Annotated in this window: 13 protein-coding genes and 1 pseudogene; 7 read left to right on the forward strand and 7 right to left on the reverse strand. The window is 43.7% G+C overall.

Annotated features, from left to right (window positions below):
* Positions 1-144: 144 nt before the first annotated feature.
* Complete coding sequence (gene paaZ / locus L4D78_RS25005; protein WP_428469445.1) at positions 145-2,202, reverse strand: phenylacetic acid degradation bifunctional protein PaaZ; 2,058 nt, start codon at positions 2,200-2,202, stop codon at positions 145-147.
* Positions 2,203-2,452: 250 nt separating this feature from the next.
* On the opposite strand from paaZ, the gene L4D78_RS25010 reads away from it, so the two are divergent.
* The 4 genes from L4D78_RS25010 to L4D78_RS25025 all read left to right on the forward strand — a co-directional run bounded on the left by L4D78_RS25010 (position 2,453) and on the right by L4D78_RS25025 (position 7,942).
* Entirely contained in the window at positions 2,453-3,484 is a 1,032-nt protein-coding gene (locus L4D78_RS25010) for a TRAP transporter substrate-binding protein (RefSeq protein ID WP_428469446.1), read from the forward strand.
* 11 nt (positions 3,485-3,495) lie between these two features.
* Entirely contained in the window at positions 3,496-4,017 is a 522-nt protein-coding gene (locus tag L4D78_RS25015) for a TRAP transporter small permease (RefSeq protein ID WP_428469447.1), read from the forward strand.
* 3 nt (positions 4,018-4,020) lie between these two features.
* Positions 4,021-5,325 carry a TRAP transporter large permease gene (locus tag L4D78_RS25020; RefSeq protein ID WP_428469448.1) on the forward strand — a complete coding sequence of 435 codons (1,305 nt, stop codon included), beginning with the start codon at positions 4,021-4,023 and terminating at the stop codon, positions 5,323-5,325.
* Between the two features lie 175 nt (positions 5,326-5,500).
* Positions 5,501-7,942, forward strand: coding sequence for a penicillin acylase family protein (locus L4D78_RS25025; RefSeq protein WP_428469449.1), 2,442 nt, complete (start codon positions 5,501-5,503; stop codon positions 7,940-7,942).
* Between the two features lie 66 nt (positions 7,943-8,008).
* Here the strand turns inward: L4D78_RS25025 and L4D78_RS25030 are convergent, their stop codons facing one another.
* On the reverse strand, positions 8,009-8,401 hold the full coding sequence (locus L4D78_RS25030) for a bactofilin family protein (RefSeq protein WP_428469469.1): 393 nt from the start codon (positions 8,399-8,401) through the stop codon (positions 8,009-8,011).
* On the reverse strand, positions 8,359-9,309 hold the full coding sequence (locus L4D78_RS25035) for a M23 family metallopeptidase (protein WP_428469450.1): 951 nt from the start codon (positions 9,307-9,309) through the stop codon (positions 8,359-8,361). The genes L4D78_RS25030 and L4D78_RS25035 overlap by 43 nt, the downstream gene beginning before the upstream one ends.
* Positions 9,310-9,545: 236 nt before the next feature.
* Between L4D78_RS25035 and L4D78_RS25040 the strand changes: the two genes are divergently transcribed.
* The 3 genes from L4D78_RS25040 (at position 9,546) to L4D78_RS25050 (ending at position 15,184) form a co-directional block, all read left to right on the forward strand.
* On the forward strand, positions 9,546-10,661 hold the full coding sequence (locus L4D78_RS25040; protein WP_428469451.1) for an efflux RND transporter periplasmic adaptor subunit: 1,116 nt from the start codon (positions 9,546-9,548) through the stop codon (positions 10,659-10,661).
* Positions 10,661-13,846 carry an efflux RND transporter permease subunit gene (locus tag L4D78_RS25045; RefSeq protein ID WP_428469452.1) on the forward strand — a complete coding sequence of 1,062 codons (3,186 nt, stop codon included), beginning with the start codon at positions 10,661-10,663 and terminating at the stop codon, positions 13,844-13,846. The genes L4D78_RS25040 and L4D78_RS25045 overlap by 1 nt, the downstream gene beginning before the upstream one ends.
* A 681-nt stretch (positions 13,847-14,527) precedes the next feature.
* Positions 14,528-15,184, forward strand: a complete 657-nt coding sequence (locus L4D78_RS25050; protein WP_428469453.1) for a PEP-CTERM sorting domain-containing protein — start codon at positions 14,528-14,530, stop codon at positions 15,182-15,184.
* 90 nt (positions 15,185-15,274) lie between these two features.
* Here L4D78_RS25050 and L4D78_RS25055 read toward each other — a convergent pair whose 3' ends face one another.
* The 4 genes and pseudogenes from L4D78_RS25055 to L4D78_RS25070 all read right to left on the reverse strand — a co-directional run bounded on the left by L4D78_RS25055 (position 15,275) and on the right by L4D78_RS25070 (position 26,245).
* The gene (locus L4D78_RS25055; protein WP_428469470.1) at positions 15,275-17,263 is read right to left on the reverse strand and encodes a cadherin-like domain-containing protein; all 1,989 of its coding nucleotides are present in this window, start codon (positions 17,261-17,263) and stop codon (positions 15,275-15,277) included.
* Positions 17,264-22,243, reverse strand: a pseudogene (locus L4D78_RS25060) (tandem-95 repeat protein); the annotation flags it as partial.
* Positions 22,244-22,450: 207 nt separating this feature from the next.
* Positions 22,451-24,832, reverse strand: a complete 2,382-nt coding sequence (locus tag L4D78_RS25065) for a response regulator (protein ID WP_428469454.1) — start codon at positions 24,830-24,832, stop codon at positions 22,451-22,453.
* A complete protein-coding gene (locus L4D78_RS25070) occupies positions 24,833-26,245 on the reverse strand; it encodes an HlyD family type I secretion periplasmic adaptor subunit (protein WP_428469455.1) in 1,413 nt (470 codons plus the stop codon).

The raw sequence follows: 26,245 nt of genomic DNA on the forward strand, positions 1-26,245 counted from the left end.
CACATTTATTTTACAACCGGCTTTTTAAGGTAATCGCTTTGTGCTGGAATAAGCATGGTGTTTAACGACATGACTATCTCTCGCCCACGCGGAAAAGCCAGCTTACGTTAAACGTAAGCTGGCTCTAAAAGAGGTAGGATTATTTTATGCGGTGTAGTCACCGCTTGAACGGGCAACAAGCGTTAGTATTGTATACAACGCAACGGGGTTACCTTCTTGATTAGTTACCTCAACATCCCACGCAACGACACCTTGCGGGGTTTCTTCGGCGGTACGTTGACGTTTTTTAATCTTCTTCTGGCATGTTAGCTTAACCTGAATGGTGTCACCGATTGCAACGGGTTCAATAAAACGCAGATTTTCCATTCCGTAGTTAGCAAGAACAGGCCCTGGTGCTGCTTCCACAAACAAACCTGCAGCCGCCGATATAACAAAATATCCATGCGCGACGCGCTGACCAAACATCGACTCTTTCGCAGCAATATCATCCATATGAGCATAGAAATGATCACCGCTTAAACAAGCAAAGTTGACAATATCGGCTTCTGTAATTGTTCGCCTTGCGGTTGTTAAGCTCTCACCAATAGCAATGTCTTCAAAATGCTTTTTAAAAGGATGAACAAGGTCGGTCGTCGTCGCAGCCCCCCTGACCCACTCTCTGCCAACAGCCGCGAGCATGCTCGGTGAACCTTGTATCGCAGTTCTTTGCATATAGTGTTTGATACCACGCAGCCCGCCCATTTCTTCGCCACCACCAGCACGACCTGGCCCACCATGCACAAGCATTGGTAAAGGCGAACCATGGCCTGTCGACTCTTTAGCTGACTCTGCATTTAAAATATGTAATCGACCATGAGCATGACCAATACGAGCAACCATTTCGGCCGCAAAGTCCGGTGATGCAGTAACAACACTTCCAACTAAACTTCCCTGTCCCAATCGCGCTAACTCAACAACATCATCACGATCTTGATAAGGCATTAACGTACAGACAGGACCAAACGCCTCAATATCATGAATTGCAGATGCCGTGCGTGGGTTATCACAAACCAGTAGTGTAGGTGGGTAATACGCACCATTATCATGTCCAGTTGGTGTGAAGTTCGAAAGCTCCCCGCCAGTAACAACACGGCAATGGTTACTCAATGACGTGACTTTTTCTTTTACATCATCAAGTTGAGACCGGCTAATCAGTGATCCCATTGTGACACCTTCAACACTAGGATCACCAACAACGACTCGTGCTAGTCGCTTACTGATCGCCTCAGTTACATCGTCTAATAAGTTCGCAGGCACCATAGCGCGTCGAATGGCTGTACACTTTTGTCCCGCTTTAATCGTCATTTCGCGGCAAACTTCTTTTACAAATAAACTAAACTCAGCAGAGTCTGGTGTCACATCGTCACCCAATACTGCACAGTTAACTGAATCCGCTTCCATCGTAAATGGTACTGACTTTTGTACCAAATTTGGTGTTGCTCGTAGCATTTGCCCTGTTTTAGCTGATCCCGTGAATGTCACAACATCTTGATAGTCTACGCAATCAAGCAAGTCGCCAACCGAACCACACACCACTTGTATTGCACCTTCTGGCACCAGCCCACTTTCAACGATAACTTTTACCATCGCCTGTGTTAAATAGGCCGATTCTGAAGCGGGTTTAATGATCGCCGCCATGCCTCCAAGCCAAGTCGGAGCCAGTTTCTCCAGCATCCCCCAGCAAGGGAAATTGTACGCATTGATATGAATGGCCACTCCCGGTTTTGACGTCAGAAGGTGTCGTGCTGCAAACGTGCCTTCCTTCGATAATGGGATCAGATCATCTTCTGCCCATACCGTTTCATTTGGCAGTTCTCGATTAGCAAGGCTTGAATAATTGAAGAAGGTTGCCGCACCGCCTTCAATATCAATCCATGAATCAACTCGTGTTGCACCACTATGGGCAGATAGTGCATACAGCATTTCTTTATTGGCGAGTAAGTGCTTTGCAACTTCTTTTAGCATATTGCCACGTTCTAGAAATGTCATCGCAGCCAGCGCTTTGCTGCCCTTTTCACGGCCATACTCAAGCATGTCTACATTATTAATGCCCGAGCTATCTAGCTCATAAAGCGCTTCATTTGTTAGTGCACTGGATACAATCCTTGGTGTTTTTTTTCCATAGTGCCAACTTCCCATAACATAGCTGTGTAGCTGTTCCATTGTTTAATCCTTCTAAATGAAATTTCTAACGGGCTCACCAAACATGACCATTTTATTACTTCGTAAAAAATAAAATGGCTACGTCAAAATAAAATGGTTTCCTATTTAAAGAACTTGCCTCTCGATCACAAATGTAACACCTCAACAACATTTGACAAATAAAAATGACACAATTTCTTTGAGAAAACTAAAAATGTGTGTCATGTTTATTTCTACCAAAACCCAAATCGTGACTTAAAAGGAATATGGAATGCTAAAAAAAGCAATGATGAAAGGCATCGTCGGCGTCACCGCAAGTATGGTTTTAGCAAGCACGTCATGGGCTACTAACCATGAACTGCGCATCGCAACATGGTTAAGTCCAACCCATACCATGAACCAAGATGTCTTCCCGACTTGGGGGAAGTGGATTGAAGAAGCCACTGAAGGACGTGTGACGGTTAAACTTGAATACGATGTCGGCCACCCAAAAAGCTTGGTTGATATGGTAGAAGATGGCGCTATTGATGCCGCATGGACATTCCATGGCTATATGCCAGGCCGCTTTCGTTTACCTCAGATGACTGAATTACCAGGTTTAGATGCCGGAGCGGAAGCGGTGTCTGTCGCCCACTGGCGTGTGAACAACCAATATTTTAAAGAATCAGGTGAATATGACGGTCTTGAAGTCGCAGGACTTTTTGTTCACGGTCCTGGGCAAATCCACTTACGCTCCCCTATTGATTCCATTAAAGATCTTGAAGGCAAAAAAATTCGTTTGGGTGGCGGTATTTCAACCGAGATTGGTAAACGCCTTGGCGTCACAGGCGTGAACGCTCCTGCTAACAAAGCCTATGAAATGCTATCTCAAGGTGTTGCCGATGGACTGTTCATGCAAATGGATATGATGAAAGTTGGACGCTTTAAAGAWGTCGCCCCTTATACAATCAAATTACCGAATGGCCTATACCTTGGTTCATTTGGGATCTTCTTGAGCCCTGATTTCATGGCCAAACTATCAGAAAAAGATCGCGAGGCAATTAGAAGCGTGTCAGGTGAACGTTTATCAGCAATGACTGGACGAGCGTGGGCTAAAGCAGATGAAGTTGGTGAAGCCGACATTATTGCCAGCGGTAGCCAAATCGTTAATGCATCAAACGAAGACATCGCCTTTTTTAATGATTTAATTAAAGGCATGGACCAGAAGTGGATCAAATCGGCTAATCGCCGAGGTGTTGATGCAGAAGCCGCGCTTAAAGCATTCAGAGCAGAAGCACGTGATTATCAACCTATCGAGCTTTAAGGATTAAGCCGATGCGTAATTCAATCATAAAAATGGCACAGTGTTGGGAATGGGGAGCCCAGCACTTTGATCGTATCCTCAAACTATTTGCTGCAACTATTTTATTTAGTTTAATGGCAGTAACGTGTGTCGATGTTATTGGCCGTTATTTATTTTCCCAGCCGCTTATGGGCAGCGTTGAACTTACCGAGCTTTTGTTGGGTTGTTTGATTTTTGCCACTTTGCCGCTGATTACATGGCGTAAAGAACATATTAGTGTTGATCTCACCGACTCAATTATTCCGGCGTCAGTAAAAAAAATCCGAGACAGTCTTTTTAATGTTCTCGTCAGTATTAGTCTTTTTACTATCGGCTTTAAGATTTGGGATTTAGCGTCACGCTCACAACGCTACGAAGAAGTAACAGAGTATTTGGAAATACCTATCTACTACTTCACTTATTTTCTTGCGGTATCGTGCTGGTTAACAGCTATTACCTCTCTGGTATTGGTCATCACTCAAGCCTTTAACAAACAGTACGATAATCAAGGATAGAATATGCTCATCACATTAATTGGATTTGCAGTATTAATGATGTTGATACTGCTTAGAATGCCCATTGCCTTTGCAATGGGGATCGTTGGATTTATCGGCTACTCCGCATTAGGTGACTGGAATTTTAATGGTGCATTATCGGTAAGCGCCAAGCGCTTAATTGATACCTCACAAGATTATGGCCTTTCCGTGATCCCTATGTTTATTCTAATGGGGAACTTAATCACCAAGGCGGGGCTATCTCAAGAACTTTACCGTGCTTGTTATGCTTTTTTTGGCCATAAAAAAGGCGGCTTAGCCATGGCAACAGTGGCTGCTTGTGGTGGATTTTCTGCTATATCAGGTTCAAGCCTTGCAACATCTGCAACCATGGCAAAAGTGGCTATGCCATCAATGCGAAAATACGGCTATTCTGATGAGCTCGCTTCAGCATCAATCGCTGCTGGCGGCACACTCGGTATATTGATCCCACCCAGTGTTATTTTAATTATCTATGGCGTACTGACTGAACAAAGTATTCGTGATCTTTTTGCTGCTGGCTTTATTCCAGGCATCATGGGCATTGTGCTGTATATGCTTGCCACACGCTATGTCGTGTGGCGCAACCCTAAAGCTGGCCCATGTGGCGAACGAATGAGCAAAGAAGAAAAATGGCACGCCATTCGTTCTGTTTCTGCCATTCTAGGGTTATTCGTTTTAGTCATGGGAGGCATTTATGGTGGCATTTTTACGCCGACAGAAGCCGCAGGTATTGGTGCTGGTGGTGCTTTCGTCATAGCACTATATCGCCGTGCACTCACACTGCCTATTTTACAAGATATTTTAATAGAAACAGCCCGTACGACCACCATGCTTTTTGGTGTCATTATCGGCGCGCTTATTTTCTCAAACTTTGTCAACCGAGCGGGCCTACCCATAGAGCTAGTCAATTTAATTGAATCGATTGGCGCAGACCCTGTACTCGTGATGCTTGCCATTATTGGCATTTATATTCTTCTCGGTACGGTATTTGAAAGCTTATCAATGCTGCTACTTACTATTCCTGTCTTTTACCCACTCGTTCAAAGCATGGGGTTTGATTTAGTTTGGTTCGGTATTATAGTGGTCGTAGTAACGGAAATCAGTTTAATTACACCGCCTGTCGGATTAAATATTTTCGTATTAAGTGGGGTGATTAAAGATATAAAGACCAGCACAATATTTAAAGGCGTCACCCCATTTTGGTGCGCAGATATTATTCGCTTGGTTTTACTACTCTTTATTCCCGCGCTATCGCTCTGGTTACCAAGCATGCTCTACAGCACCTAGCGAATACGACTGGTCATAAACGACGCACTTATTCGTAACCTATATGTACCTCTATATTTAACGGCTTATTTTTACGCGTTATAAATTTAAATAATAAGCCGTTGATACTTTTTTATGGCTGCTATTACTGGCAGATAGCGCCATAAAATTCGTTATTCATGCACAAGGAACAGCAATGTTTAATAAATCATTAGTGGCAATTTCAACGATCATTGGACTGAGCCTCGTAAGTGGTTGCAGCAGCTTTTCAACCTCTCAAGAAATCACCATTAAGCGTGATGACTATGGCACCCCGCATATTTACGCCGATACGACCTACGGCTTATTTTATGGCTATGGGTATGCCATTGCTCAAGATAGGCTATTTCAATTAGAAATGGCCAAGCGAAGCGCCCAAGGGAATGTCTCTGCGGTACTAGGAAAGGAATTCCTTCCTCTGGATATAAAAGTCCGCGAGCACTATAACCCTCATACGATTAAAGCGGCAATGACGTCATTATCTAAAGAAGATTTAGACATATTCAAAGGGTATGCGGAAGGGATAAACCAGTGGATCACCAAGATTAACCAATCGTCAGATTTATTAATGCCAAAACAATTTATCGATAATCAATTCACACCCACAACCTGGGATGAATTCGATGTCGTCATGGTCTTCGTGGGCTCGATGATCAACCGCTTTGGCGATTACAATACAGAATTAGATAACCAGCAGTTACTTACAGCCCTTTCTAGCCAGCATGGTTCACAATTGGGCAACGATATTTTTGATAGCATACTGCCGCATATGAGTGATCAAGCTGTTGACACAATCCCTGCCGGTGAATGGTCATCCGCAGACAGAAAAAACATTAAAGCTGAACTTGTGGCCAAATTAGATCAGCAAGACGTTGAACCAACAAAGCTTCTTGCCGCCAACTTGCAGTTAGAATCATCCGGCCGCCAAGGTACATTAAATTGGCGAGGCTTCAATGAAGCCCCTTTTAGTAATATTTTAGTGTTGGGTAAAGACAAAACAGATGGCGCTAATGCCGTCTTAATTAATGGACCCCAGTTTGGCTTCTATCGCCCCGCTTATACCTACTCTGTCGGCTTACACGGTGCAGGTTACGATGCTGTCGGCAATTCACCAGCAGGTTATCCTTTAATTCAGTTTGGCCACAATGGCCAAATCTCTTGGGGGAGTACATGGGGGGCTGGAGACAATGTCGATTTATTTCAATTAACGCTTAATCCCAACAACCCTGAAGAATACCTGTATCAAGGAAAGTACATCCCTTTCGAGCAAGAAAATCAAACGATAAACGTTAAAAATAGCAGTAATAAAGTCATTACGGTTTACCGCTCAGTACATGGCCCTGTGATTAAATATGAGCCAGAACAAAACATCGCCTACGCCAAAAAACGTGGCTGGGCAGGCAAAGAACTTTCAACGTTAATGGCTTGGAACAAGGTGTCTAAAGCTCAAAACCATCAACAATGGTCTGACTATGTTGCAGACAGTGCCATTAACGTCAATTGGTATTACGCCGATCAAGATGGCAATATTGCCTACGCGCTAGGTGGGCATTATCCCGTGCGGCACCCAGATTTCGATGGAAGGTTGCCAACACCGGGCGACGGCAGTGGTGATTGGCTAGGTTTATACCCATTTAGCACCAACCCTCAGGTACTAAACCCGAGCAGTGGCTATATTGCAAATTGGAATAACCGACCAGCAGCCGATTTTCCTAATCCAGACCAGTGGTGGTATAGCTGGAACACCGTTGATCGTAACATAGAGCTCACTAGTCGTATTGAAGCGAAGAATACCCTTTCGTCTCAAGAAGCATGGGATCTTATGGTGGAAGCATCGGTTATAGATCCTAATGCGAGGCATTTTGTCCCCTCACTTGTATCTTTAGCACAATCGAGTAATGAACCTGCCCACCAGAAAGCCGCTCAAATCCTGAATGATTGGGACTTTAGCAATACCGATAATAACCAAAACGGTAAATATGACCATCCTGCCTCTGCCCTATTCCGGACTTGGCTGCAAGAAGTGTTAGAGATCACCTATTCACCGATTATACCGAAGAGTAATCTCGCATGGTTCACCAACCCGGGATATGGCAACAAAGATAAAGTACTCGCCAATAGTTACAATATTCAAACCAGTACTAAAGCGCTTGCCAATATTATGAATAACCCACAATTGTTTAAAGCTTCAGACAGTCAGGATATTCAATTACAGGCTCTTACTTCTGCCGTGGCCTCATTAACTCAGCAGTATGGTGCTAACAGTGATAACTGGCTTGAGCAGGTCGACGTATTACGCTTCAATAATAAAAATTATATTGGGGTACCTCAAGCCGGCGAAGATGAAGTGTCTGATACGCCCATCGCGCTTAACCGTGGTACAGAAAACAACATGACTGTATTCAAGCAAGATAGTATCGAAGCGTTTGAAATTGCGGCACCAGGGCAGTCTGGCTTTATTGCACCTGATGGCTCGCCATCTAAACACTATGATGACCAATACGACGATTTCATTAACTTCCGCCTTAAGCCTGTTTATTTTGAGCGTGATGTATTAAAAGCAAAATACGCATCAAAAACAGTGCTTACCATTCAATAATAGGGGCATGAGACAATTACGTTAAGGGCTGTTTATTTCCGATTAAACAGCCCTTCTTTTTTCCCACTAACCATTTACTGCTTTTGGCGTAGGCTTACTATTCGTTTGTTCTTTCTTTTCGTTCGCTTTTGTCTTGTGGTTTAATTCGACAACCTGCTCTTTCTCTTCAGGGTGTGTTTGACCAAAGAACTTACCACCACGAGCAATGCTTAAATCATCGCAATAAATGTCGCCTTCTATTTTTCCATTTTCTAGGATTTCAATCGTATTGGCGTAACATTTGCCTTTAATAATACCACTAACAACCATCTTATCCGCAAACACCTCGCCAGTAATGCGGCCAGTTTTACTTACCATCAGCAACTTTTCTAAGCGCAACTTCCCATCAATCGTACCATCAACTTGAATGTTGCATTCTAGCTGGAGTTCGCCTTTGATTTGGCAGCCGTGTGCGATGATAGTTGTAGTTGCTTGCTGACTCGTTGCTCCACTTTGTTTATTAAAGATGCCCATTTCAATGTTCTCTCTTGCTCAAAAATTGATTCAAAATCATCCATGCCCCAATCAACAAAATGACGGGGGTTTAGCGCTCTACCTACAAAACGAATTTCGTAATGTAAATGGGGGCCAGACGACAAGCCTGTATTACCGGAATATGCGATAAGATCGTTCTTATTTACAAAATCACCACTTCGTACCGCAAATTTATTTAAATGTGAATATGACGAGGAAAAACCAAATGCATGCTGAATCCGTAAAAAATTACCAGACCCCGTTTTACTCGGCCTTACAACCTCAACAACACCATCTGCAGGGGCATAAATTGGTGTGCCAGTGTTAACCGCGAAGTCGAGTCCCCGGTGCATTTTTTTTGCGCCAGTAATAGGGTGAGTTCGCACCCCAAACTGGGAAGATTGGCGTGCGGCCTTTACTGGTGCCCCGTTTGGAACTTGATCTAAAATGGCAAGCCTAACCGCTGAATTAACCGCGGCTAGATCTAAGCGTGATTCTATTTCTGTATCGCTGTCTCCATGGACACCGAGCAAAGTTTCAATATCACCTAATCGATCAGAAACTAGGGTTAATCGAGATTCTCGCGTTTCTAAATCTTGTTCTAATTCCGTTTTAAGCGTTTGTAAAACCACAAGATCTTGAGTTAATGAATCCGATTTTTTCTCGAGTTCAGCTTGTAGATATTTAGCAGAATCACGCTCATTTATAAGATAATAAAGACTTCCAACTGTGATCAGAGCCACAGTAAACACGCTATAGCTAGCCCAACGTAAACCTTGCTGTGCTTTCCTTCCTAACTGGAGATACTTAGATCCATCAACCGTGGATACTGAAATCAAGATTCGCTGCTTCATTAAATATCAATAAATAACCGTCAAATAAAACTAGTAATAGGAAGCGACTAGAACATTCTTAATCTTAATTATTTTTTACGACATCTGAGAAAAAGCTGACACGTCACACATTCACTTAAAGTAATCATTGTGTTGTATGTCGAGATTGAAGAGACAATCAACCAATTGCACGCAAAGTTTTGATAGCATACGAGGTACTATCAACTTGTTCGTCGATGTTCTCAAGGATGTGAGCGATGGCACATATAAAATCACTATTATCAAAACGGCCATGGATTTTTTCTGGTTTAATTTTATTGCTACTATCAGCGTGGCTTTTTAGTGGCTACTACAGTCAGAACCTTGCCGCAGAAGGGAATGAACACCCAATTGATAAACCAGTAGATAAACAAAACATTGCGCCTCCCCTTGCCAAAGTCATTGTCGAGCGCTTTACACCACAGCCCGTTACCCGAACACTGCCTCTTTATGGTCGAACAGCGCCTGATAGAAAAGCAACGTTAGGTGCAGAGGTTTCAGGAACCGTTGAACGCTTGCTCATCCGAAAAGGCGAACGTGTGAAAGCGGGGCAACCTTTAATACAACTTTCAAAAGCCGATCGCGAGTTACAGCTACTTCGGGCTAAGGCATTACTTAAAGTCAAAGATCAAGAATTCAATGCCGCGCAATCACTTCAAAAACGTGGCTTACAAGGTGAAGTCGCCTTAAGTCAGGCTGAGGCCGGATTAATTGAAGCCAAAGCGACAGTCAGAAACCTTCAGATTGCGTTAGATAATACGCGTATTAACGCCCCTTTCGATGGCATTGTCGAAATACTCCACATTGAGCAAGGTGACTACCTTGCGGTTGGTGATCCTACCATCAATCTCGTCGATCTCGACCCATTGGTTATCAATGCTGATATCAGCGAGCGCCATGTTGATAAAGTTTATCGACAGCAACTTGCAGACATCACCTTAGTGACGGGGTTTACAACGCAAGGAACGCTTCGCTATCGTGCATCAGTCGCTTCTGAACAAACCAACACCTACCCGATCGAAATAGAAATTCCAAATCCAAACATGACATTAACTGCTGGGATCAGTGCCGATGTCGAGTTGATTTTAGAAACCGAGGATGCAATAAAAATCACACCATCCATGTTGGCGTTAGATGAAGGCGGAAACCTTGGCATTAAAGCATTGATTGAAAATAACGTGGTACGGTTTACATCTATTTCATTGGTAAAAGTTGAGCCTGACGGTGTGTGGCTGGGTGGAATAAGTGAACCCATCGATGTCATTACGGTTGGCCAAGGCTTTGTTCGAGATGGTGATACAGCTCTGCCAGTTCACCAAAATAGGAGTGAATAATGTTTGCCCTTATTGATGCTGCGATCAGTCGCTCTCGGACAATTATTACCCTCTTAATTTTGGTTTTAGTTGCTGGTATTGCGACCTATCAAGCCATTCCAAAAGAATCGAACCCTGATATTACTATTCCGATAATCTACGTGTCAGTTTCTCATCAGGGTATTAGCCCAGACGACGCAGAGCGGCTACTTGTAAGGCCATTAGAAAAAGAGCTTCGTTCGATTGAAGGCGTTAAGGAAATGACCGCCACCGCTTCAGAAGGCCATGCTTCTGTAGTGCTTGAATTTAATGCGGGTACAGATCTTAATGAAGCATTAACCGATGTCCGTGAAGCAGTTGATATTGCGAAAGCAAAACTACCCGATGACAGCGACGAGCCCGTCGTTAATGAAATTACACTCGCTGGTGAAGACCCCGTTTTATCACTTGTGCTTTATGGCACCGTACCTGAACGCACCACTATTCAAATTGCCCGTGAACTGCAAGATAAGTTAGAGAGCTTTCGCCAAATTTTAGAGGTCGATATCGCTGGCGACAGGGAAGATGTCGTTGAAGTTTTAGTTGAACCTCTATTGATGGAAAGCTATGGGCTTGATCAGGAAGATGTGTTCAATTTAATTTCACGTAATAATCGGGTTGTCGCTGCGGGCTTTATTGATAGCGGTTACGGCCGCTTTTCTGTCAAAGTGCCATCGGTTTTCGAATCACTTAAAGACATTCTTGAACTGCCAATAAAAGTTGATGGCAATAAAGTGGTTAGCTTTGGCGATATTGCCACGATCCGTCGCGCCTATCGTGATCCTGATAGCTTTGCTCGTTTGAACGGCCAATCCGCCGTCGTATTAGATGTAAAAAAACGAGCAGGTGAAAATATCATCGAAACTGTTGAAATTGTAAAAGCAGTACTCAAGGAAGCTCAAAAACGTGAAGAATGGCCCGCTAACCTTTTGATTGAGTATACGCTTGACCAATCAAAAGAAGTAAAGACCATGCTGAATGACTTACAAAACAATATATTGTCAGCCATCATTCTCGTCGTCATTGTAATTCTTGCTATTCTTGGGTCTCGCACTGCTTTTCTTGTCGGCATATCAATTCCCGGCTCATTTCTTACTGGGTTATTAGTACTGGCTATCAGCGGGCTTACCGTCAATATCATCGTTCTTTTCGCGTTGATCATGGCTGTGGGGATGTTAGTCGACGGCGCGATTGTTGTTACTGAATATGCCGATCGTCGAATGCAGGAAAATATTCCTCGAAAGCAAGCCTATCGAGAAGCAGCAAAACGAATGGCATGGCCAATAACGGCATCTACCGCCACCACGTTAGCCGCATTTGCACCATTACTGTTTTGGCCTGATACAACGGGGGAGTTTATGCGCTACCTTCCTCTAACTCTCATTGCAACGTTATCAGCCTCTTTAGTGATGGCACTGGTTTTTGTACCTGTGCTTGGCAGCGTTATTGGTAAACCACAATATACTAGCTCAGCAGAGCAACAGCGCAAAATTGCCATTGAAAATGGTCATTTTGATCAAGCTCGGGGAATAACCAAGCTTTACTTGAATAGTTTATCGGTGGCTATTCGTCACCCTTTCAAGATCTTGCTCAGTGCACTATTGCTTGCAGTTATCGTTGGCTTCTCTTATGCCAAAGCTGGCTTAGGTGTCGTGTTCTTCCCCGAGGTTGATCCGCCCCACTTCACGATTAAAGCGCGTTCGCACGGCGACCTTTCTATCTACGAAAAAGATGCGCTCATGCAACAACTTGAAGCTCGTATTTTAGGGACAGAAGGCATAAAAAGTGTATATACCCGCACAGGTGGCGATGATCAGATTGGGCAAATACAGCTTAACCCACTCGATTGGCAGCTCCGCGCACCAATCAAAGACATTATTGCCGAGTTACGTCAAAAAACAGCGGATATCGCAGGCATTGAACTTGAGTTTAAGTTTCCGCAAGCTGGGCCGCCGAGCGATCATGATTTAGTAATTGAAGTAACGGGTAACAATAAACAAGACATGCAAAATGCAATTGCTCAAGTCAGGCATTGGATGGAGGCACAAACCGCATTCACCAATATTTCAGATTCGGGTGATAAGCAGGGCATTGATTGGACAATCACAGTAAACCGCGATGATGCTGCACGTTATGGCAGCGATGCTACGTTAGTCGGTAATACAGTGCAATTTGTGACAAACGGCCTAAAAGTCGGTGATTACTTGCCAGATGATACTGATGATGAAGTCGATATTCTCGTCCGCTATCCACAAGATAAACGAGACATCGGCCGTTTTGATGAACTAAGGGTTAAGACGCAATATGGAATGGTGCCCATCACTAACTTTGCCAGCATTTCACCTGCGCCAAAACAAAATACGATTAACCGAATTGACGGTAAACGTGTTCTGGAAGTCATGGCTGATATGTCGGAGGGTTATAACCTTAGCCTTATGCTGCCTGATATCGAAACTGCCATTGCACAAATGACTCTTGCTAGTGGCACCAGTATTGAAGTAAGAGGCCAGAATGAAGATCAAAATAAGTCTTCGGCCTTTTTGCAATCCGCTTTCTTGGTTGCACTAGCTGCCATGGGGTTAATTCTGATCACCCAGTTCAATAGTTTTTATCAAGCTCTGCTCATTTTAAGTGCAGTCCTCTTTTCTACCGTCGGTGTATTTTTAGGATTACTGATCTTCCAGCGTCCATTTGGCATCATCATGTCGGGGATTGGGGTAATAGCGCTCGCGGGTATCGTCGTCAACAACAACATTGTTCTAATTGATACCTTTAACCAGCTACGCAAACAAGGTCTAGATAAAGTCGAAGCTATCATGCAAACGGGGGCTCAACGTTTACGCCCTGTTCTGCTTACCACCATTACTACGATCCTTGGCTTACTGCCGATGGTGCTCGAAATGAATATCGACTTAATCAATCGTAAAATCGAATTCGGTGCTCCAAGTACTCAATGGTGGTCACAACTGGCCACAGCCGTCGCTGGAGGACTAGCGTTTGCGACACTGCTGACTCTGATCCTAACTCCATGCTTATTAATGTTTGGTAAAGATAAGCAAAAGAAGGAGCAAACTGAAACGCCTTTTCCATCACAAGAAAAGTTAAGTCTTACCTCAAGTCAACATTCTCTAACAAGTGAGAAATACGAGCCAAAAGAACTGGTTTAATCATAACGACCAAGGGCTAAGTCAAAACAGCCATTGCATTTTTTGTGCAATGGCTGCTTCTTTATAAAGCTTAAGACGGTACATCTCGGTGTGTTGGATTCACTGGTACACCTGGCTCATAAGGTGCTTTATATTCTTTGCACCCCATAAGAGACATTGTAACAAACCCAATCAGTAATACTCTCTTAATCAACAACTTAAACCCAAAAACCATTCCAAAAAATAAAACAGGAACTAAAACCAAGCAGGGATTTTAGTCTTAATTAAATGAATAATCTACTAATGGCTGCAAATTTGCTTTACCGCTTCAGCGTCATGTCAATCTAAGTAAACACCCATCTGACTAATACGCCAATAAGTGAAACCACAGCATTGCCCCCAGATAGAGGGCAGTAAACCAAAGCCAACGTTTTACACACAAGTTAATCAGGCCCAGTCTCTACCGCATATACCAATAAAGGGAGTATACCCACCTTTAAGTGTCAGGTAATTTTACACAACCATTCCAGCGCAATAATAAATTATTGATTTTATTTAATTTATTATTTGGCACTTTACTTGCTATTAAATTGGTACGCATTTTAAGACGCGTTTTGACATCGGAAAGCATTAGTTAGAAAGCTAATTATGTCGCACTTACTTCGTCGTCATCATCTTTAAGCTGAAAAAAGGAATGATTCCATGCCGCATATCGATAACCTCTTTTTGAAAACCCTACGAAAGCTAGCACTAGTATTTGCTCTTTCAATCAGTTCGCTAGTTTCATTTTCCGTACATGCGCTATTTATCCCAGTAGGGCCACAGAATGACATCGACATTGCGACCGTTACCAATGTATGGGGCTGGACACTGTGTGATACCAAATTTTACTCTTTCCGTAACGCTGGTGGTATTGCATCACTGGACGCATCTTGCCAAAACAATGACTACATCATGCTGGCTGGCCGCCGTACAGGTAATAATATTCTTGATGTACTTGCCGCGACCTCTGTTCTTGATGCAACGACTGTGACAGGCACGAGCGGTGGAGCAACAACAACGTCTAATGGTGCCGAATGGTACTACAATCCAAATTACTCGTGGGGCTTTGCTGGTTTAGGGGATACTGTAAATAAAAGCTCCTGTGATACAGCAGGACGAAACGAACGTGACCGCCTATGCTGGCATACTTCGAATCATGGTGGTTATCGTAGTGGTAATAACATGGGACTAAACGGTAGTAACGGATTCGAAAAACTGGTTTTTGTGGCTAATTATGTGCCAGAACCTGGTTCACTAGCCGTCTTTAGCCTTGCTATGGTCGGTCTTGGATTCTCACGCAGAAAAACTCGTAAATAATACCTCTCGCTCAAAAATGAATTAAAAAGCCATAACATCATAATTATGGCTTTTTAAATTCCGAGCAATTATACGGAAGCTGTAGATAGGTTAAAAATTACTATCATCAAAGCTCATATCACCTTGCTGACCGTTATCGATTTCATCGCCGCTATCAGCGCCTTCATCCATCAGCGGGTCAAAACCACCTTGCTCGTTGTTATCTTGTGTCCAATCAGTTTCTTGGTCTTGCTGATCATCTTGTTGTTCTGAAGATTGTGGGGATGTATTGCCAATATTGTCATCGTCAAAGTTCACCGTTACCGTATCACTGGCGCCTTCAACCGGGTCTCCCATATTATCAAAGCCTGTCATGGTGATATCAAGTTCACCACTGAACTCGCTTTCTGCGCTGAGGGTAAAGCTATCATCACCGCTAACGGTGAAACTACCATCCCCATTATCGAGTGCCGACTCAACAGACACACCGTCTTCTAAACCAGAAATTACAACCACATCAACCTCTGGCTGATCAGTAATATTCTCGGGTATTGCAATTTCAAGGCTATCACCAGAGACACCATAATAATCCGCTTCAGAAGACTCTATTTGTATTGCTTCCTCTTCAATATCTTGTTCATTTTGATCGAGGTCTTCTTCGAGCTGGAAAGACACCACAGCTTGTTGGTCTGGCTCACCATCAACGCTATAGCTAACATTAAGCGCTATTTCACTATCAGCATCATCGTTTGGCCAGAAACTGTAGCTACCATCTGGATTATCAAACAACATGCCATCGTCACCTTCATAACTCACGTCATTAATTGCGATGCTATCTTGGTCTTCAATACCTGCTTGGGTCAATATATCGGCATCTGTAAACGTCACCGTTCCATTTTCATCAGCAGTAAAGGCACTTGCTTCCTCGTGAGTCTGCTCTGATTCTTCAACGGTAAACGCGTATAGCCCCGGTACGCTAGCATCACCATCGTTCACATCATACGAAACACTGGCATCTCCATCCCATCCATCCTCAGGAATAAACGTCCATGTCTCGCTATCCTCTTCAACGATACGACCTTGGCCTTCATCGACAATAACATTGTCGACCTCAAGACTTTCACGATCCTCAGCAGGCCAACTTTCAAGTAACGCCTCTGCCGTTAACGTTACCGCATTCTCTGGATAAGCTTCTTCTACCGTTACGGTCATTGTCTGCAAAACAGTCTCTGTACCATCATTAACGCTATAGCTTATTTCAGCCGTCCCTACCCAACCCGCCTCTGGTGTAAAGGTATATGTTCCGCTTTGTTCGGTTAATACTCCTTCACCCTGCGTAACTTGAACCGTGCTAACAGTTATATCATCGCCATCAGCATCGTTAATATTTGCCAATAGTTCAGCATCGGTAAAAGTGAGCTCATCGCCTTCTTTTATTTCTTCGACTAATGCCTCTGAAGCTTCTGGCGCCGCATTATCTGACATACCAATGGGTTCAATGCCGAGAGTTACACCTGCATCTTGAGTATTACCGTCTTGATCTACCGCTTGGAATGTCACATGTACCTGACCCGTAAAATCTTCAGCAGGAGCGAATACAATATCACCAGACTCATCAACTGAGATCGTACCCTGAGTAGGGTCAACCAAGTTGAGATGTTCAATCGTAAATGTCTCACCTTCCGATGCCTCAATATCAGATAATTCCAGTAGGTCATCACTACTAAACATTAAGACTTCATTGACTTCACCTTGAATACCTTCATTAACAGTGGTCGACTCTGCTGCTGGAATATTTGAAATTTCGTCACCATAATCAACCGTTGTGGCTGTTACTGTAACGAAGAAATTACCCGACCAATTCTCTGGAGGTGTAATTTCAAGAACATCAACATCCCAATTCATTAAATTGATTTGCTGGCCTTCTTCTGTAATTTCAACAGTATTAACACCATCGCTCACCACAAATCCGACCGGATAACCTGACATCACGAGTGCTGTCATCGATTCAGAGTCATCCATCATACTGATGTTCAAATCGAGTAAGCCGCTGCCATCTTCCGTTATTAATAATGGGCCATCATGCTCTGTGGTTATCATTGCACCATCAGCAACGGGGCGAACAAAAACAGGCATTGACGTTTCATAGGTAGATTGCCCATCGGTCACTTCCACCGTCATTGCAACGCTACCAGCAAAATCACCTTCTGGTACAAAGGTCCACGTACCGTCGTCGTTGTCGACCACACTTCCCTGAGCTTCTTCACCTTCCGCTGTCAGCACTCGCGATATAGAAACACTCGCACTGTCGATATCATCGAAAAGTCCCAGCAACGATTCCGATGTGAAGGTTACACCTTCATCCTCGAACGTTGTGAGCGAAGCATTACCCGTTGCGAATGGTGCATCATTAACGGGGATCACATCGACACTCACATTGCCTTCAACAGTATGTTCACCATCAGTAACGCTGTATGTTAGTTCAACCAAGCCATTAAAATCTGGCGGAGGTGCAAACGAGTAGCTTCCATCTGGATTTGGGGTCAACGTACCACCCAGAGGTGCTTTGATCTCAAGCCCAACCAGTGATAGGTCATCCCCTTCAATATCGGTGACTTGGCTTAATAAGAAATCAGGGTGAAGGATTAACTCTTGATCTTCATTCACTTCTGCGGCCAAAGGTTGCTGCACTTCAGGTGCATCATTTACCGCTTCAAAATCAATATGGATACTGTTTTCAGTCGTCAGTTCACCATCTGTGACTTTATAAGTAAGTTCTACTGTGCCGTTATAATCTTCATTCGGAATAACGCTATATGTACCATCCCCGTTATCTTGTAGTGTGGCATCATTGCCCTGCAAAGTAAGATCGACAATATCGAGATCCAAGCTATCAATATCTGATGCTTGCTCAAGTAATTGCTGTTCGGTGATCACCACAGGGGCAAACTGAGTCGTATCTTCAGATTGTGAATAGGCTTCAGATAATTGAGCCGAAAGTTCAATGGGCTCATTCGCTTGATTTTCTTGATGATGGAAAGCCACTTCTTCGGTCATTTCCGAGCCATCAATATCAATTGAGGTAAAGACTGCTGAATCCGGAGCCACTTGCGAAACGGTCATGTTCTGAACAACATAAGTACCATTTCCCTGAATCGTCCCTAGCTCAAAACTCGCAACAGGCTCATCAGCGGTTAACGTGTAAGTGGTAACATAACTATGCGGGTCATCTTTATGGTAAGTTTCCGAATCAATAACATTCCCTTCATCATCGAAAGCCTTTATTTCAACTTCAGTAAACTTAGCCGATGACTCCATAAAGTAGCCACCTAAACCATCCAGCGTGAAACTAATTTGGTTTATGTTCTCGCCATCAATTTCGACCGTAAGCTTTTCATCACGACTTAATCCATTTCTATCGTTGTCACCAATACCGTGACCAACATGAGTGTTACCATTCCACGCACCTAACGGACCATCATTACTGGAAGTAGTTACTGTCAGATCACCATCAGTGAATTGTCGAGTATGGCTATCAATCGCCTCGCCCCAATCGTCAAGCTTGGCGTTATCGTCGAACGTACCAATCATGCTATCGTGAGTTACTGCTTGGACGGCATCTTCATCAGGCGCGCAACGAATTTCAGTATCATGAGTTACCTCATCGCCAACCTGCATGGCAACCCACTCATCATCAATAAGTGCTTCGATTGTGCCAAATTCAGGTTCTTGATCGAGGCGGATCATTGGCTCTTCGCGCATCGATACACCCACGGTGGTATCTTCTTGAGCCGTTAGGAATATCTCATCACCAGCATCAGGAGCGTCGTTAACTGGGGTAACCGTTAAATCAACACCGCTAGAAACGGTCTCTACACCATCTGAAATGTCGTAGCTGAGGTATAAGTCACCGTTGAAGTTTTCTGGTGTCGAAATCGTGAAGCTGCCGTCGGGATTTTCAGTGATTTCTACGTCGGGGTTGGCCGAAGTCAGGTTGCTTGCTGTTAGGTCATCGCCGTCAATATCTGAAGCATTTGCCAATAACTCATCTTGCGACAAGGTTAGCGTACCATCTTCATCCATTTCAGCGGCAATGTGATCGCCGGCTTCGGGGCCATCGTTGACTGCAGCAACTGTTAAATCAACACCGCTAGAAACGGTCTCTTCACCATCCGAAATGTCGTAGCTAAGGTATAACTCACCGTTGAAGTTTTCCGGTGTGGTTATAGTGAAACTACCATCGGGGTTTGCGGTAATTTCCACATCAGGATTGGCCGAGGTCAGGTTGCTGGCCGTTAAGTCATCGCCGTCAATATCGCTAGCATTCGCTAATAACTCATCTTGCGATAACGTCAGCGTGCCGTCTTCGCCCATTTCAGCGGCGATGTGATCGCCGGCTTCAGGGCCGTCGTTAACTGGAGTAACAGTTAAATCGACACCGCTAGAAACCGTTTCTTCACCATCAGAGATATCGTAGCTGAGGTATAAGTCACCGTTGAAGTTTTCTGGCGTGGTTATAGTGAAACTACCATCTGGGTTTGGCGTGATTTCAACATCGGGATTGGCCGACGTTAGGTTACTTGCTGTTAAGTCATCGCCATCGATATCTGAAGCATTGGCCAGTAACTCATCTTGCGATAACGTCAGCGTGCCGTCTTCGTCCATTTCAGCGGCAATGTGATCGCCGGCTTCAGGGCCATCGTTGACTGGGGTAACCGTTAAATCTACCCCACCCTGAACGGTCTCCTCACCATCAGAGATGTCATAACTCAAAGACAGCTCACCGTTGAAGTTTTCTGGCGTGGTAATGGTGAAACTACCATCGGGGTTTGGCGTGATCTCCACATCGGGATTGGCCGAGGTCAGGTTGCTGGCCGTTAGGTCGTCGCCGTCAATATCGCTAGCATTCGCTAATAACTCATCTTGCGATAACGTCAGCGTGCCGTCTTCGTCCATTTCAGCGGCGATGTGATCGCCGGCTTCAGGGCCGTCGTTGACTGGGGTAACCGTTAAATCGACACCGCTAGAAACAGTCTCTACACCATCTGAAATGTCGTAGCTAAGGGATAAGTCACCGTTGAAGTTTTCCGGTGTGGTTATAGTGAAACTACCATCGGGGTTTGCGGTAATTTCCACATCGGGATTGGCCGAGGTCAGGTTGCTGGCTGTTAGGTCATCACCGTCGATATCTGATGCATTTGCCAGTAACTCATCTTGCGATAACGTCAGCGTGCCGTCTTCATCCGTAACAGCTTCAATATGATCGCCGGCTTCAGGGCCATCGTTAACTGGGGTAACCGTTACATCGACACCACTTGAGACGGTCTCTTCACCATCAGAAATGTCGTAGCTAAGGTATAAGTCACCGTTGAAGTTTTCCGGTGTTACGATGGTGAAGCTGCCGTCTGGATTTGGCGTGATTTCAACATCAGGATTGGCCGAGGTCAGGTTGCTAGCCGTTAGATCATCGCCGTCAATATCGCTGGCATTGGCTAATAACTCATCTTGCGATAACGTCAGCGTGCCATCTTCATCCATTTCAGCGGCAATGTGATCGCCGGCTTCAGGGCCATCGTTGATTGGGGTAACCGTTAAATCAACACCGCTAGATACGGTTTCCTCACCATCAGAAATGTCATAGCTGAGGTATAAGTCACCGTTGAAGTTTTCCGGTGTGGTAATGGTGAAGCTGCCATCGGGATTTTCAGTGATTTCTACGTCGGGATTGGCCGAGGTCAGGTTGCTAGCCGTTAGGTCATCGCCGTCAATATCGCTGGCATTGGCCAGTAACTCGTCTTGCGTTAGTGTCAGCGTGCCGTCTTCATCCATAACAGCGGCAATGTGGTCGCCCGCTTCAGGGCCGTCGTTGACAGGTGTTACCGATAAATCAACACCGCTTGAGACGGTTTCCTCACCATCAGAAATGTCATAGCTGAGATATAAGTCACCGTTGAAGTTTTCTGGCGTGGTAATAGTGAAACTACCATCTGGGTTTAGCGTGATTTCCACATCGGGATTGGCCGAGGTCAGGTTGCTAGCCGTTAGGTCGTCGCCGTCAATATCGCTAGCATTGGCCAATAACTCATCTTGCGATAACGTCAGCGTGCCGTCTTCGTCCATTTCAGCGGCAATGTGATCGCCGGCTTCAGGGCCATCGTTGACAGGTGTTACCGATAAATCAACACCACTTGATACGGTCTCGGTACCATCAGAAATGTCGTAGCTAAGGTATAAGTCACCGTTGAAGTTTTCCGGTGTTACGATGGTAAAACTGCCATCTGGATTCGCCGTGATTTCAACATAGGGATTGGCAGACGTCAGGTTGCTGGCCGTTAAGTCATCGCCATCGATGTCGGAAGCATTCGCCAATAACTCATCTTGCGATAACGTCAGTGTACCATCTTCATCCATTTCTGCGGCGATGTGATCGCCGGCTTCTGGGCCGTCGTTGACGTCCTCAACATTGATTTCGAAAACTTGTTCAGTGATTTCCTGATCCCAGTCACTTGGCGCTTCTTCACCTTCACTCGGTGCAACATTTACCGCAAAGTCTTTTGATGTGACAGCGACATCAGGGTTATCGCTTTGTGGTTGTGGACTGTTATTTGCTCCCTGAGGAGAAGCACTATTATTTTGTGCTGCTTGAGGGGCACCTTGCAGCGCAGGTTCTTCACTCTGTTGACGTTCGCCGCTTCCTTGTAACGAAGATCCAGCTTGACCACCTACCGACTGAACACCTGATTCATTTTGTTCGTCAGATCCCTCTCCACCATTGTCTTCTATAACTTGGCTTTGCGAGTTTTCTTGAGAGCCTCGTTGACTTTGATTTTCTGGCTCTCCATTTTGCTGTGGTGACACCCTCTCACCTTGCTCTTGAGCTTGACTTTGCTCTTGACGACCATTTTGATTAGGTCCACCTTGGCGCAAGTTTTCAGAACTCGTTGTTACATTTGCATTTTGCTGATTTTCCTGTTGTCGCTGTTGCTGGGCAGCCTGTTCCGAGTTGGATGATTCTCCCGAAGTTTCAACAGCTTCGTTTAGGATCTTCTCATCCTGAGATGGCTTGTTTCTATTACTCATACCGACTCCCTTCAATATTTTCAGCGCAGCGCAATTATATTATTCGCAATATAAGAATTGTGGTCGCCTATTGATAGGAGTGCCAAAAAAACACGGAGAAATGTATAAAAAATCGTACACAGATCAAGAAATTAAACATATAAAAAATCCGCCATACATTTAGCAGAGCGGATTCAAGGGATATTTTAATTATCAGATAGTTACAAATCAGGCGTAGCGGCTAATCATATTAAAAATAGTTTCATATTTATATGGTTTGAGTAGCACATTATCCATGCCGGAATTTAGGCATTCATTAATTTCTTCTTGGGTGGTTAATGCTGTATTACCAATGATCACAACCTTACGGCTTAACTGTCCTGTTTGTTGCATCGTGCGCTCTTTGTCACGAATTGATTGTGTTGCCTCTATACCCGACATTCCTGGCATTAAGCAATCCATAAAAATAATGTCATAATTATTTTCCTGCCACTCATCAATCGCACTCTCTCCGCTATTAACGACTTTCACATTCGCGCCAATGCGTTTAAGCATTCTTGATAGAATAAACTGCTGAGAGGGGTCATCATCAACAACAAGAAGTTGCTTCTCAACAAAGCGTTCTTCTTTCGTTCCTGCTGGTTTAGCAGATATTTCTGAAGCGCCTTGAGAACGAATAAATTCTGACAGTGCAGCAATATCATCATGATAAATTGGGTAATGCCATACCGCAGTTAGCCTTTCACTAAGCTCTTCAGATAACTCGTTTCGTCTTGAAACAAATACGGTTTTACCTTGGGTTCGGCCAGTCACGCCTTTTAACATCGTGGCCATGTTAACCCCTTTGAATCCATCCATAAGAACGACACAGCTATACCCAGCACCACTTGCAATGCGCTTCATTAATTGGTGCAACGAGCTTACGACCTCATAATTCAGACCTGTATCCTGTAGTTTGAGCAAGAGTATTTCGCGCTCAAGGCAGGGTTCGCCACACACAATCACATTCTCTGTAGGTTCTGTTGAGAGGGCTTCTAATCTGGCTGTCGCAACCAACTCGAATGAAATTTCTGCAGCAATAGATTCATCGTGTAAAGGTTTGAAAACAACACCACCCGTAAAGAAATTACTAACGAGCTTAGAGTAGAAACTATCATCAAATTTACCTGTACCTTGTTCACTATCATGATGGAATTGATGACGTAGGGTGTCTAATGCCGTCAATTCATCTTTTACAGGCAATAACGTCACGGACAGCTTTACCTTATCGAGTGCTGTACTATCACAGTCAACAATAAGAGTGAATTTACGAGGGCCGACTTGTTCAACCAAGCGCACAAGCACGTTATACAAACACCAATAAAAGCGGTAGTTATTGCCTAATGTTGATTCGGGTACGGCAGGAGTAACATAAAAATCAATTTCTTTATTTAGAGCGCGGCATTTCGCATTCAGTAACACGACAACACGCTTAATTTGATCCCTGATAATGATTTTCTCATCTAATGATTGCTTATTATGAGAAAAGACAGAAATGAAGTTATCAGAAAGTTGTTCAAGTGACTCAAGGGCAATGTTTATTTCAGAGCTAAATACATTTTTACTGTCATTATCGACATCATCATTAATAGAAAGTCCCCCAGCAACAATACTGGTTAGTGCATGTATTTCATAACCCAAAAATGAAGCTAATGATTGTAATTTATCATTCTCAATTTCAGTTTCATTTAAAAGCTCAATCTTATGCGAGTTAGCTTTCATCACCAGCTTAATTAATGATGCAAGCTGATCAATATCACTCGTATTTTTATCTTTTTCGATGTGGCTATGTGCTTCTAACAAGTTACTTAAATATTGTAATTGTACCTTTTCTTTTTGACGCAACTTCCATTGCATCATCAATAAAAAAAACAAGACCGTTGATATCACTAATACTAAAGTAGTCAGTATTATCGCCATTTGCTTTTCTTGACTTAATTGTTGCTCATACTGAACGGTAAAGTGTTGTTTCGACTTACTTAATTGCTCTTTCAATTCATTCGAAGAGCGTGAAAGCCCCTTTAAAGCTTCCGGTTGACGGCTTGTCCCTTGCTGATGTGCCTCAAGGGTTTGAAGTACAGCTTTTAACGGTATATCCATTGAAAAACCAAGCTGTAGCTTATTTTCTTCATGCAATCGTTGGTTTACCTGTAATAGATTTTCTATCTGTCCTTTTAGTTCAACCAATGAACTTTCTAGAGTATCGGCATCACGATTAACGTACTCAGTCGCAGATTCAACTAACCACAAGCCATCCAATTGGTTAATCATACTCGTGATAAGTACCTCTAGCTCCCCTTCTTGCGAGCTGGAAAGTCCAAGCAGTGTTTGTCGCATTGCCAGGATATAACTACCGTGTGGTGATAGTTGATTATCATCAACCAAGCTAATGGGTAAAATTTCATTATGGTAGTCAGCATTAACTAACTCAATGACATGTTCTTTTTGAGTAAGACCATGCCGATACGATGCCCATATTAGAACAATAGCAAAACAGGCAATGGCTGCTCCAACCGTACCCACAGCAAGAAGTAAGCGCTTATAATTCCATTTAAATAACACACTAAACATTTACCGCTCCCTAAATGCTTCTTTTAAGCCAAACACCACTGGTTTAACAACATATTCAATCACACGTTTTTCACCTGTGCTGATATCAGCATTCATCTCCATTCCCGGTTTAACTGGAAACTGGCTTCCCGTAGAAGAAAGAACATTCGCCGATAGTTTGACATCACCTTTATAATAAATTTCATCATCTTCTTTAAAACTACTGGCACTGATATTGGTTAAAATACCCTTCAATGCACCAAATTTTGTAAAGTCATAAGTATCAAACTTCAACGCAACAGGCTGACCGACTTGGACGAAGCCAATGTCTTTCGGGTTAATTTTAACTTCCGCTTTTAACCCTTCTTCAAGTGGGACGATCTCGGCAAGTATCCCACCAGGCTCTAGTATGGCTGACTCATGTTTCAGCGGCAGATCATGAATAATGCCATAAACTGGCGAACGAATAACAAGCCGTTCGGTTTTATCAATATCGACATGCCGTGTTTGGTTTAATTCCTGTATTTGGTCTTCTTCAAGTTTCAACTCAGCACTATATTTTGCATTTCTGGAAGAGACTGTTTGCAGCCATTGGTTATTCAAATCAACTAACGTATCTTCCGTTGTCATGATCGACTCTTGAAGGTTCTCTATTTCCCGTATCATATTCATTTCTTGAATCTGGCTATTTACCAACTCCAAATACGACGAGGTTTGCTGATCATAAAGTGTCTGTCGCATTTGCACTTGCTCTTTAATCAACCCCAGTTGTTTTCTTGATGAAACAAGGCGCTGATTCATACTTTTGATCAGCTTTTCTTTACTATCAACCTGCCCAGATAACAACCTATCTTCAGCTGTGATTAATGCTAATTCAGAGCGGTACATTTGCTCATGTACCAACCTTAATGCACGATAGTTTAAGCTACTATCATTGCTAACATTATCAAATTTAACAGACACACCGTTGAGTAGCGCTAATAAACGTTCCCGCGCAAACAAATGACTTAATAATTGATTTTTAGAGATGGCGTTTTGAGAAGTCCGAGTTTTATCCTTAAGTTTGGCAATGATATCGCCTTTTTGAACGACATCCCCTTTTTGAACTGAATAATGTTCAATCATACCGCCTTCAAGATGCTGTAACCGCTCAAGCGCAGCAACAGGAACAAGTTCACCCCTCGCGGTGGACACTTCTTCTAGCTTTGCAAAATATGACCAGGCAATCGCCAATAAAAAAAAGAAAAAAATCGTCACAACAACAGTATGCGTAGCCTTTCGACCCGCTAACATTTTACCTTCAAGCACATGTACAGCGCTATTTGTATGGCGACTAGTCTCTTTACTAATAGCATCAATTCGCCCAACCAGTTCGGCGCGTTCATCTTTTACTTCAAGTTGATTTTTTCTCTGCTCAACAGGTTCTTCAGCCAT

This window comes from Photobacterium minamisatsumaniensis (assembly GCF_050336695.1).
Taxonomy (GTDB): Bacteria; Pseudomonadota; Gammaproteobacteria; order Enterobacterales; family Vibrionaceae; genus Photobacterium; species Photobacterium minamisatsumaniensis.